The sequence below is a fragment of the Ruminococcus flavefaciens genome, from assembly GCF_900116855.1.
GTDB lineage: Bacteria > Bacillota > Clostridia > Oscillospirales > Ruminococcaceae > Ruminococcus > Ruminococcus flavefaciens_R.
The window spans coordinates 226,199-236,710 of sequence record NZ_UETD01000007.1 but is presented as its reverse complement, the minus strand read 5'-3'; the positions used below and the strand labels follow the sequence as shown (position 1 = coordinate 236,710).

The window sequence follows — 10,512 nt, the reverse complement described above, 5'->3', positions numbered from 1 at the left end:
TAAATTGCATTATCATCAACAAGACTGGGAATTTCAAGTGCAGTTATGTATCCGACGATCTGTTCATCACTGATTATGCAGAAAGCATACTTATCGTAATCCTCTATAAACCTTGAAAAATAATGCGTAAAATCATAACATTTTCTTAAAGAATCAGATAATTCAGTTGAGTGTTCAGCATAATCATCGCTCGTTTCAAATCGAAACGCTCTAAGATGAATATCCCCACATTGCTTTATATTGACAATGTCCATTTTTTGTAATTCAATCATGATCCTGATCACACCCTTAATCTTTTTTGTTAATTATAACATCATTTATATTATTTGAAATGATTATCTGGTCGTTAAAGACAAAAGCTCACGCAATTGCGTGAGCTTTACTGGTTGGGGTGGAAGGATTTGAACCCTCGAAATAACGGAGTCAGAGTCCGCTGCCTTACCACTTGGCGACACCCCAATGTATGTACTGAATTATTCAGCTTTATTATTATATCACTGTCCGAAGCGATTGTCAATAGGTAAAATATATTTTTATTTTTTAACTTTATTTGACTGCATATGCCGCAAAAAAAGCAGCAGCTCCCACGTTAAAATGACCGACCGCAGGAGCGTGCTTTTCGCATATAAATACATTTTTCTTTCTTATTTGTTTTCTTTCTTTTGAACTACCTCTATGTAAACGTCGGGAGTCCCGGCGAAAAAACAATGTAAAAGCATTTTGCATTCCTCTGTGATCATATTATACACCTTTCCTTTGCCGTATACAATAACAGGAAAGTTCCGATATCAAAACGATCTGACTGCATTTTTCTTACGCTCGGGTGTCATTGATTTACAATATCTTTAAAATATTACAGAATTCTTTCGGACAGCGTTCTGACGTTATACATTTTATATGAAAAAAATTCCGCCGAGGTCTTTTCAAGACATAATAAATGTGCTATAATATATTTATCCCAAAATATAAACTTTTACAATTTTACTGAAGTGTGCTGCGGCATACTTTTTAAGTACCAAATAGAGTATATGGAGATCTTTTTATGGACATTAATTCTTACAATTCAGCAAAACAGGCAGCGCTGAAACGTTATTTCAGCCGTATGAACGATATGCAGCAGGAGGCCGTTTTCACTGTTAACGGTCCCGTTCTTGTGCTTGCAGGCGCAGGAAGCGGCAAGACCACGGTTATAGTAAACCGTATCGCGAATATGATCAACTTCGGCAATGCCTACTTCGATACCTCCCGTCAGGGAAATGACGATGATACCGCCTTCCTGAAGGAGTACGCAGAGGGCAGGACAGACGACTTCGACACCCTCAGGGACATCGTTGCCGTTGACCCGATCCGTCCGTGGAATATCCTCGCCATCACCTTTACAAACAAGGCGGCAGGCGAGCTGAAGGAGAGACTCTCCGCAATGCTTGGCGAGGAGGCTCTGAATATCCATGCCTCCACCTTTCATTCAGCCTGCGTAAGGATACTCAGGAGCGAGATAGAAGCCCTCGGCTACGGCAGGGACTTCACAATATACGATTCCGACGACAGCCAGCGCATGATAAAGAATGTCATGGGTGAGCTGGACGTCTCCGAGAAGCAGCTTGCTCCCAAGGCAGTACTCAGCGAGATAAGCTTCGCCAAGGACAAGATGATAACTCCCGCGGAGCTCCGCGCCGATGCAGGTCAGGACTACCGCAAGAAGATGATCTCCAAGCTCTACGCTCTTTATCAGGAGCGCATGAGAGCTGCAAACGCAGTGGATTTCGACGATATACTCGTCCTCACAGTGGAGCTTTTCGAGAAGTTCCCCGAGGTGCTGGAAAAATACAGAAACCGATTCAAGTACATAATGGTGGACGAGTATCAGGACACCAACCATGTACAGTTCAGACTTGTATCCCTCCTTTCCGGCGGACACAAAAACCTCTGCGTAGTCGGCGATGATGACCAGAGCATCTATAAGTTCCGCGGTGCGAATATTGAGAATATACTCGGCTTCGAGGAGCAGTTCGAGGGCGCAAAGGTCATTCGTCTCGAGCAGAATTACCGCTCCACACAGACCATTCTCAACGCGGCAAACTCCGTTATCAGCAACAACAACGGCAGAAAGCCCAAGACCCTCTGGACTGCCGGCGAGCAGGGCGACAAGGTGTACTGGTACAAGGCTGTGGACGAGACAGACGAGGCTAAATTCGTGGCAGATACCATTCTCGCTTCCTATAAGGAGACAGGACGCTATTCCGACAACGCAGTCCTCTACCGCATGAACGCACAGTCCAACTCCATCGAGCGTATGCTGGTAAAATGCGGCATACCTTACAGAGTATACGGCGGTATGCGTTTCTACGACCGCAAGGAGATAAAGGACGTTACCTCCTACCTCAGCTTTATCAACAACCATAACGATATGCTCCGATTCAGGCGCATAATCAACGAGCCCAAGCGCGGTATCGGCGACTCTACCCTCACCGTTATCGAGGATATCAGCCGCGACCTGAAGATATCACCATTTGAGGTGCTGAAGAACTGCGAGGAGTACGCTCCCCTTTCCAAGAAGGTGACAGCTCTCAGGAGTGCCTATCAGATGTTTGAGTTCCTCACAGAAAAGTCAGAGGAGCTTCCCCTTGATGAATTCCTCGACGTACTCCTTGACAAGACAGGCTATCTTGACAGCCTGAAGGCTCTGGAGAATGCCGAGACAAAAATAGAGAACGTGCAGGAGCTCCGCACCTCCATGGCTCAGTACATGGAACAGGCTGAGGAGCCTACTCTCGGCGGCTTCCTCGAGGAGGTAGCCCTCTACACAGAGGCTGACCGCGATGACGGAAGCGGTGACAAGGTAACTCTCATGACCATACACTCCGCAAAGGGTCTGGAGTATGAGAATATATTCGTAGTGGGCATGGACGACGGTATCTTCCCCAGCTCACGCTCCTTCGACAGCGAGGACGACATGGAGGAGGAGAGACGTCTTGCTTACGTCGCCATCACCCGTGCCAAGAAGCGCCTCTACCTTACCAACGCCAGCCAGCGTATGATATTCGGTCAGACACAGCGCAATGTCACCTCACGCTTCATGCGCGAGATAGGCAGTGAGCTCATCGAAAAACACGACAATGCCGCCGCTATGAAAAAGCACCTTGAGGAGAACGACAAGTCCGTTACCGAGGTGCGCTCGGCAACTCTCCAGCAGCAGCTTGCAAGAAGCAAGAAGGCAAGCTCAGCTCCCAAGGAGGCTGTTACATATACCGCAGGCGAAAAGGTATCCCACAGCATCTTCGGCGAGGGCGTTATAGTTTCCGTAACTCCCATGTCCAATGATTCCATGCTGGAGATAGCCTTTGACAAGGTGGGCACAAAGAAGATAATGGCAAATTACGCAAAGCTTAAAAAGCTCTGATACACAAGGAGTGATATTATGAGAAAGACCAAGATAGTATGCACTATCGGTCCTGCAACCGATGACGAGAATATCATGCGCGAGCTCATGCTGGCAGGCATGAACGTTGCACGATTCAACTTCTCGCACGGCGACTATGAGACCCACGAAAAGCGTTTCCGCGTTATCGAAAAGCTCAGAAAGGAGCTTGACCTCCCCGTAGCTACCCTCCTCGATACAAAGGGACCCGAGATACGTCTGGGCAAGTTCGTTGACGACAAGCCCGTAGAGATACACGACGGCGACACCTACACCCTCACCACCGAGGATGTGCTCTGCGACGACAAGGTGGGAAGCATCAGCTTCAAGAAGCTGCCCCGTGACGTCAGCATGGGTACAAGGATACTCATAAACGACGGCGTTATCGAGCTTCTTGCGGAAAAGGTCACCACCACCGAGATAGTCTGCCGCGTAGTTCACGGCGGTACTCTCTCCAACAACAAGGGCATAAATGTGCCCGGAGTAAAGCTGTCAATGCCCTACCTCAGCGAAAGGGACATGGACGACCTTGAATTCGGCTCAAAGATGGGCTTCGACTTCATCGCCGCCAGCTTCGTCCGCACAGCTGCGGATATAAACTATCTGAGGAAGTTCACACAGAGTCTCGGCTGGTTCGATGTGAGGATAATCGCCAAGATAGAAAACACCGACGGCGTTGAGAACATCGACGAGATACTCGAGGCTGCCGACGGTATCATGGTAGCCCGCGGAGACATGGGCGTCGAGATACCCTTCGAGCAGATACCCGCTATCCAGAAGTCCCTTATCAAGAAAGGCTACAACGCAGGAAAGCAGGTCATCACGGCTACACAGATGCTGGAGTCCATGATAACCAATCCACGTCCTACCCGTGCGGAGATAACCGACGTTGCAAACGCTCTCTATGACGGCACCAGCGCTATCATGCTGTCGGGTGAGACCGCCGCAGGCGCTTACCCTGTGGAAGCCGTAAAGACCATGGCTCTCATCGCAGAGACCACCGAGAACAACATAAACTACAAGGCTCGCTTCTCCTCACGACGCGCCGACCAGAACGGCACTGTGGCTGAGGCTATCGCCCACGCTACGGTAACAACTGCTCACGACCTCAACGCAAGGGCTATCATCACCGTATCTCTCGGCGGACAGACAGCGAGACTTATCTCCAAATACAGACCAAGCTGTCCTATCATCAGCTGCACCATGAGCGAGGTGGTATGCCGCCAGATGAACATGAGCTGGGGCGTTATACCTTTCATAATCGACGAAAAGACCAATACCGATGACCTGTTTGCCGCAGCTGTTGAGGCTGCCGAGTCCCACAGACTCGTAGAGGACGGGGATCTTGTGGCTATCACCGCAGGTGTTCCTCTGGGCGTATCGGGTACCACAAACCTTATGAAGGTGGAGAAGATCGGCGGCAAATAATAACGGAGTGATCACGCCTTTACGGGCGTGATCATAATAACATGATATAAAGGGGATTTAAAATGAATATCACAGTAAAAAAGCGGACAAGGATCGCGGAGATCATTGTCGGCATAGTTCTGATCTGCTTTTCTTTACTCAGCTTCCGCAGTTTCTGGCTGATATATTTTCCGGATATGAGTTATTTCAAGCTAAGGATAACGCCCTATCTGCTGATCCCTATACTTTCCACGTTGTTCAGGATACTGCTTGCCGTAATGCTCATATTCAGACTGTATCACTGTCTGCCTATAAAGATTCTGTACTGTATAACGGCGCCGGGATTACTGCTCAACAGCATTGGCGGCAGTATCCTGCTGGGGTATCTCTTTGAGCCGTACTCGGTTTTCACTGCGTCAGGCTCATATTATGAAAATCATGACCTGTTAATGCTCACCGATATACTCATGTTCCTTCTTGTACTGGCAGCAGCTGTCATAGCTTTTCTGACTATGAACAGGAACATAGTATGGAAGTCAAGGAAACATCTCCTTATCTATACTTATGCCATAACAGGCTTGTATATGGCGATGTCGCTCATGAGACTTCAGGCTGATTATTTTGCACTCCTGCTCTTTATGCTCCCCTGCCTCATGCAGGACTACACCGTGAACAAGAACACAAAGGGCATCACAGGCTGTGCAGCCTTTGCATTAAAGCCCGTACTCCCTGTTGCCATCGGCTATTTTTACGCTCATTATTACGATGGCATGGTAAGCGGCTTCTCATACATCACAACGGGCAAGAGCAATATTTCATCAAACGGCAGCGAACAATACATATTATTTATGACCTGTCTGAATATTCTTCTTGTTCTGCTCATTCCCCTCATGCTCTTTGAGAGAAAGTGTACAGAGGCTGAGGACGTCGCTCAGGTAAAGAAGCTCAGCTCCGACGATGAAGATGAAGACGACGATGAAGAAGATGATGACGAGTACGAGGAAGACGATGACGATGACGAGGAAGGCGATGATGAGTCCGACCATAACGACTGACCGTCTCCTGCTCCGTCCCCTGACCCTCGATGACGCCGAGGCTGCCTTTGAGTGGACGGGCGACGAGAGAGTGGCAAGGTACATGATATACTCCACCCACGAAAACGTTGAGACCACACGGGAATGGCTCCGCAGCATAGTCACCTCGGATACGCGCTTTGAGTTCGGCTTTGTCCGCAGGAACGATGATAAGCTCATAGGCTCGGGCGGCATAAGGCTCCTTGAGGACGGCTTCTGGGAGTTCGGATATAACTTCCGATATGACTGCTGGGGCATGGGCTATGCTACCGAAGCATCAAAGGCTATGATCGACCATGTGCGCAGAAGCTTCGGCAATATAAAACTGAGAGCCGAATGTGCGGCTGAAAACACAGCCTCCGCTCATGTGATAGAAAAGTGCGGACTGCATTTTACGGGCTTCGGCGAGTACAAGAGCTATGACGGACTAAAAACATTCAAATCAAGGATATACAAATCATAAAGGCTACAATATGAATAACACCAAAAAGAACAGAATTTCCGAGGCAGCCGTTGGCATACTACTGCTGGCTGCTTTTGCTTTGACACTGACAGGATATATCACAAACCGCTATTATCTTAACGGGCTCGGAATGATAAGGGAAGCAGTTTCAGCTGCCGCAGCACTGATGTTTGTTATCGGCAAATTCAGAACACCGCCATGGAACAGAATAACAGGAGCGCTGTTCATTATCGCAGCAGCCGTGACAGCAATAACGTTCGTCAAGGCTCTGAAAACACTAATAAGCACAGACTTCGCCATATTCCACTATGCACCGTTAATGATGGCAGTATCCCTGATCCACTCCTTATGCTTCATAGCAGGCGGCTTTATCTGCGCTTTTATTTATCTCGGCGTAATACACCCAAAAAACAGGCTGCTTTACACCGTACTGCTGTATATCCTTATCATAATATCTGTGGCATCTCAGACACTCAACAGATCGGGATTATACGCGGACATGATCATTGTCTTCGGGCTGTGCTTTGCTCCCGAAAACGATGATACTACCACAAAGCGCGGCAGGGTCGGCAGAGCAGGGATATGGATATTCTGCATAACGTCAGTTATTCTGGCTTTCTCCTCGATATACGTTTCCATGCTCGGATTCACAGCGATACACTACGAGTCAGGTGACTCTCCTTATGAACAGGCAGTGACAGCGGTCCTTGTTCTGACAGCAGTGTTATATGCAGGCTTACTGCTCTCTCCTCTCAGTCTCGGAGACAAGAGGTTCGGCAGTAATAATGATAACGATGAAAATAAATCACGAAAGGAAGAATTATCATGATAAAGCACATAGTTATGTTCAAATTAAAGGAAGCCGAGGGCAGAAGCGAGTACGAAAATGCTGTTGAAGCTCAGAAGCGCTTCGATAACGTCATCGCTAATGTCAAGGAGCTGAAAAAAGGCGAGGTAGTCATCAACTCCAAGGACGCTCCCGAGAGCAACTACACCATCGCTCTTATCTGCGACTTCGACACCATCGACGACCTGAACGCATATCAGGTACACCCCGCACACCTTGAATTCGGCAAGTTCATCGGAACTGTAAAGACCGACAGAGCCTGCATAGACTACGAATGCTGATGATCGTCCCCGTGGCACGCAGCACGGGGGTGTCATATATATAAACCCCGAAAAGGGAGGTAGAAAACATGGTAAATGTAAAAGGCAGATGGGCACTCATCACAGGCGCAAGCCGCGGACTCGGCTATCTCGCAGCCATAGAAATGGCTAAGCTGGGCTGTAATCTGGTGCTCCACAGCCGCACCGAGGAGCACTGCGCAAAGGTGCTCGGCGAGGTGAAGGCTCTGGGCGTTGACGCTTATGTAGTCACCGCAGAGCTTTCCGACATGGAACAGGTTGAAGCGATGTGCAAAGCTATCGACGAGAGAGGGACAAAGCTCGACATCATCCTCAACAATGCAGGTCTTCAGATAGCCTACAGAACGGAATATCTCACAACACCTGCATCTGATTACGACATCAGCTTCAGGATCAACACCACCGCTCCCATGATGATCTGCTATCATTTCCTTCCCGGTATGAAGGAAAGAGGATTCGGACGCATAGTCAATACCACCAGCGGTATCGACCTTGAGCCCGAGCAGGCAGGTTATTCCGCCGCAAAGGCTGCACTCAACAAGGTAACACGCGACCTTGGCAAGAACTACGAAGGCACTGACGTAACTATCAATCTCACTGACCCCGGCTGGTGCAGAACAGACCTTGGCGGTCCCAACGCTCCAAACTCTCCCGAAAGCGCTATCCCCGGAGTTATTGTGGGCGCATTCGTGGACGACAAGAAGTGCGGACGCATCTTCGCTGCACAGGAATTCAGCGGCATGAGCCTTGTGGAGGCTGTTGCAAAGGCTGAAAAGCAGGCAGGAGTATATTGAGCTGACACATAACGGGCGCTCGGAAAGTGTCCCTGCAAGGGTAGAAATATCACGCAGGGACGAGTTCCGCTCGCCCGAATTTATATTATTCCCATCACTTATATGATGGTCTAAGGAGAAACCATGAACATCGAAGAATGTATGAGCTTCATAAACTCTTACAGCAAGTCGGGGGGCAGGATAACGGACCTATCCCGCGCGAGGGAGCTTATGAAACGTGTGGGCGACCCACAGGAAAGACTGAAATTCGTTCATATAGCAGGCACCAACGGCAAGGGCTCCACCCTTGAATATATCGCCAACGCCCTGCAATTCTCGGGCTATAAGACGGGAAAGTTCACCTCTCCCTTCGTGCTGCGCTACACCGACAGGATACGCATCAACGACGACGAGATAGATGAGGACTCCCTCTGCGATATTGCGGATTTCGTAAAGGAGCGCATCGGTGACGCGGCTTATTCACAGTTCGAGATAACAATGGCGATAGCCATGCTGTGGTATGAGCGCGAGAAGTGCGACATAGTGGTGCTGGAAACGGGTATCGGCGGCACCCTTGACTCCACCAACGTCATACCGCCTCCGCTGGTATCGGTCATAACCTCCATTTCCCTCGACCACACGGCTCTGCTGGGCGATACTGTTGAGGAGATAGCTTCCCACAAGGCAGGCATAATCAAGAGCGGCTCGGCAGTCATACTCTCCGAGGACAATCCCGACAGCGTCCGCGAATTAGTCCGCGAGACTGCGGAAAAAGTTGGTGCGGAGCTCATTCCCTGTGAGGACTGTCCCCCCTACGGTGACGGAGGACTTTTCTCACCTTTCAGGTACAGAGGTATAAAGCTTACTCCTGCAATGGCAGGAATACACCAGAAGTATAACGCACAGACTGCCATAACCGCCTGTATTTATCTCAGGAGCAAGGGATTTTCTGTCAGTGACAGCTCCATTATCCGCTCAGTTGAGACCACTCAGGTACGCGGCAGGGTGCAGTACATAGACGGCGAGCCGCCTGTTTTGGTTGACGGCGGACACAATCCCGCAGGTGTGGGAATGCTGTCCCTTATGCTCATGTACCTCAGTACAAGGGGCAAGAAGATATACACCGTCATGGGCATGGTGGACTCAAAGGACTATGTGGACTGCGTAAAGAAGATATCGGGTCTCTCCGACAGGTTTTTCGCAGTGGACGGATTTGCACCCAACGCAGTATCTGCGGAGACTCTTGCAGATATTGCAAGCTTCCGCACGGAAGCCGAATACGGAAGCCTTGAGGAGTGTGCCGAAAAGGCAAAGGCTCTCGCCCTTGAAAACGGCGGAGTTGCCGTTATCTGCGGCTCTCTCTACCTTGCCAGTGAGTATCTAAATATGAAATAAAGAAAAGGACAAGTTTAAAAACTTGTCCTTTTTTATTATCCTATATTTGCTTCTACAGTATAGCACCAGTCAATATCATTGTTTTCGCCTTGTTCTTTAAAATTATTCTGAACTGTGTTTATGACAGGTTGAAATAAAGACTCAACTGACATTTCTGCATAACGCATAGCATTGCTTTTTAATGTTTCATTTGTAGTAAGCTCTTCTTCCATATCAGTTACTGCTTTTTGAATAAGTTCATTCTGCATATCTGACGTCAAATCCATCTCTCCAAATGTTAAGATTCCATTAGATGTATCATAAGCTTTCATCTCCGTGAATTCAACATTCAGTTTAGGTTCTGGAAGTGTTATAATGATTTTTTTATTATTATTATCAACTTCTATATTGCTCTCAGAAAAATCATTCATATCTATAGTATATTTACCGATACCATTATACTCAATATACTGTGTCTGCCTGAAAACTGATGCCTTGAAAAGACCTTCCTTTTTTTCCTGTTTTCCAACAGTAACTGGTTGTTCCATAACAATAAATTCTTTTTTCTGTTTTGCTTTTCCAACCAATTCGCTTTTTATTTCTTTTGATTCAATTGTATAATGTACATTTTCTTGTGTCAGTTCAGTGCTACCATCGGACTTCTCTTCAACGTTAACAGTGTTATTATCAGTTATATATTGTATCTGTGGAGTAAAAATCCATTTCTCATTTGCTTTTAAATAGAATAATATTCCAAATGTAGAGGCAATAATCAAAATCGTTATTATCCATGGTGATTTCTTCCATATAACTATCGGGTTATTCTTTTCTTTATCCATTTTTACCTCCTTATATGAT

Annotated in this window: 10 protein-coding genes and 1 tRNA gene; 8 read left to right on the top strand and 3 right to left on the bottom strand. The window is 47.8% G+C overall.

Translation table 11 applies throughout. From position 1 onward, the window contains the following. The coding region (locus DSZ37_RS17875) for a hypothetical protein (protein WP_207655909.1) at positions 1 to 272 on the bottom strand (272 nt) is incomplete at its 3' end. 111 nt (positions 273 to 383) lie between these two features. Next, positions 384 to 459, bottom strand: a tRNA-Gln gene (locus tag DSZ37_RS09140). Between the two features lie 583 nt (positions 460 to 1,042). Between DSZ37_RS09140 and DSZ37_RS09135 the strand changes: the two genes are divergently transcribed. From DSZ37_RS09135 to DSZ37_RS09100, 8 genes are all read left to right on the top strand, one after another. Then, entirely contained in the window at positions 1,043 to 3,400 is a 2,358-nt protein-coding gene (locus DSZ37_RS09135; RefSeq protein WP_109726594.1) for an ATP-dependent helicase, read from the top strand. A gap of 18 nt (positions 3,401 to 3,418) precedes the next feature. After that, positions 3,419 to 4,846 carry a pyruvate kinase gene (gene pyk, locus DSZ37_RS09130; protein ID WP_028519516.1) on the top strand — a complete coding sequence of 476 codons (1,428 nt, stop codon included), beginning with the start codon at positions 3,419 to 3,421 and terminating at the stop codon, positions 4,844 to 4,846. Positions 4,847 to 4,908: 62 nt separating this feature from the next. Next, positions 4,909 to 5,880 (top strand): hypothetical protein, encoded by a 972-nt coding sequence (locus DSZ37_RS09125; protein WP_109726593.1) that lies wholly within the window; start codon positions 4,909 to 4,911, stop codon positions 5,878 to 5,880. Beyond that, positions 5,840 to 6,361, top strand: a complete 522-nt coding sequence (locus DSZ37_RS09120; protein WP_181380286.1) for a GNAT family N-acetyltransferase — start codon at positions 5,840 to 5,842, stop codon at positions 6,359 to 6,361. Before DSZ37_RS09125 ends, DSZ37_RS09120 begins: the two co-directional genes overlap by 41 nt. A gap of 10 nt (positions 6,362 to 6,371) precedes the next feature. After that, a complete protein-coding gene (locus DSZ37_RS09115) occupies positions 6,372 to 7,190 on the top strand; it encodes a hypothetical protein (protein WP_109726591.1) in 819 nt (272 codons plus the stop codon). Next, on the top strand, positions 7,187 to 7,489 hold the full coding sequence (locus tag DSZ37_RS09110) for a Dabb family protein (protein WP_109726590.1): 303 nt from the start codon (positions 7,187 to 7,189) through the stop codon (positions 7,487 to 7,489). Before DSZ37_RS09115 ends, DSZ37_RS09110 begins: the two co-directional genes overlap by 4 nt. A gap of 68 nt (positions 7,490 to 7,557) precedes the next feature. After that, positions 7,558 to 8,301: an SDR family oxidoreductase gene (locus DSZ37_RS09105; RefSeq protein WP_109726589.1), complete on the top strand. Its 744-nt coding sequence runs from the start codon at positions 7,558 to 7,560 to the stop codon at positions 8,299 to 8,301. A 123-nt stretch (positions 8,302 to 8,424) separates the two neighbouring features. Continuing rightward, a complete protein-coding gene (locus tag DSZ37_RS09100) occupies positions 8,425 to 9,675 on the top strand; it encodes a bifunctional folylpolyglutamate synthase/dihydrofolate synthase (protein ID WP_109726588.1) in 1,251 nt (416 codons plus the stop codon). A 35-nt stretch (positions 9,676 to 9,710) separates the two neighbouring features. On the opposite strand, the gene DSZ37_RS09095 is transcribed toward DSZ37_RS09100, so the two are convergent. Then, complete coding sequence (locus tag DSZ37_RS09095; RefSeq protein ID WP_109726587.1) at positions 9,711 to 10,493, bottom strand: DUF4230 domain-containing protein; 783 nt, start codon at positions 10,491 to 10,493, stop codon at positions 9,711 to 9,713. Between the last annotated feature and the right edge of the window lie 19 nt (positions 10,494 to 10,512).

Excerpts from the sequence above, each read along its gene's own strand:
- DSZ37_RS09095 (WP_109726587.1), bottom strand. The coding sequence starts at position 10,493 with ATGGATAAAGAAAAGAATAACCCGATAGTTATATGGAAGAAATCACCA.
- pyk (WP_028519516.1), top strand. The coding sequence starts at position 3,419 with ATGAGAAAGACCAAGATAGTATGCACTATCGGTCCTGCAACCGATGAC.
- DSZ37_RS09110 (WP_109726590.1), top strand. The coding sequence starts at position 7,187 with ATGATAAAGCACATAGTTATGTTCAAATTAAAGGAAGCCGAGGGCAGA.
- DSZ37_RS09135 (WP_109726594.1), top strand. The coding sequence starts at position 1,043 with ATGGACATTAATTCTTACAATTCAGCAAAACAGGCAGCGCTGAAACGT.
- DSZ37_RS09120 (WP_181380286.1), top strand. The coding sequence starts at position 5,840 with ATGACGAGGAAGGCGATGATGAGTCCGACCATAACGACTGACCGTCTC.
- DSZ37_RS09100 (WP_109726588.1), top strand. The coding sequence starts at position 8,425 with ATGAACATCGAAGAATGTATGAGCTTCATAAACTCTTACAGCAAGTCG.
- DSZ37_RS09105 (WP_109726589.1), top strand. The coding sequence starts at position 7,558 with ATGGTAAATGTAAAAGGCAGATGGGCACTCATCACAGGCGCAAGCCGC.
- DSZ37_RS09125 (WP_109726593.1), top strand. The coding sequence starts at position 4,909 with ATGAATATCACAGTAAAAAAGCGGACAAGGATCGCGGAGATCATTGTC.
- DSZ37_RS09115 (WP_109726591.1), top strand. The coding sequence starts at position 6,372 with ATGAATAACACCAAAAAGAACAGAATTTCCGAGGCAGCCGTTGGCATA.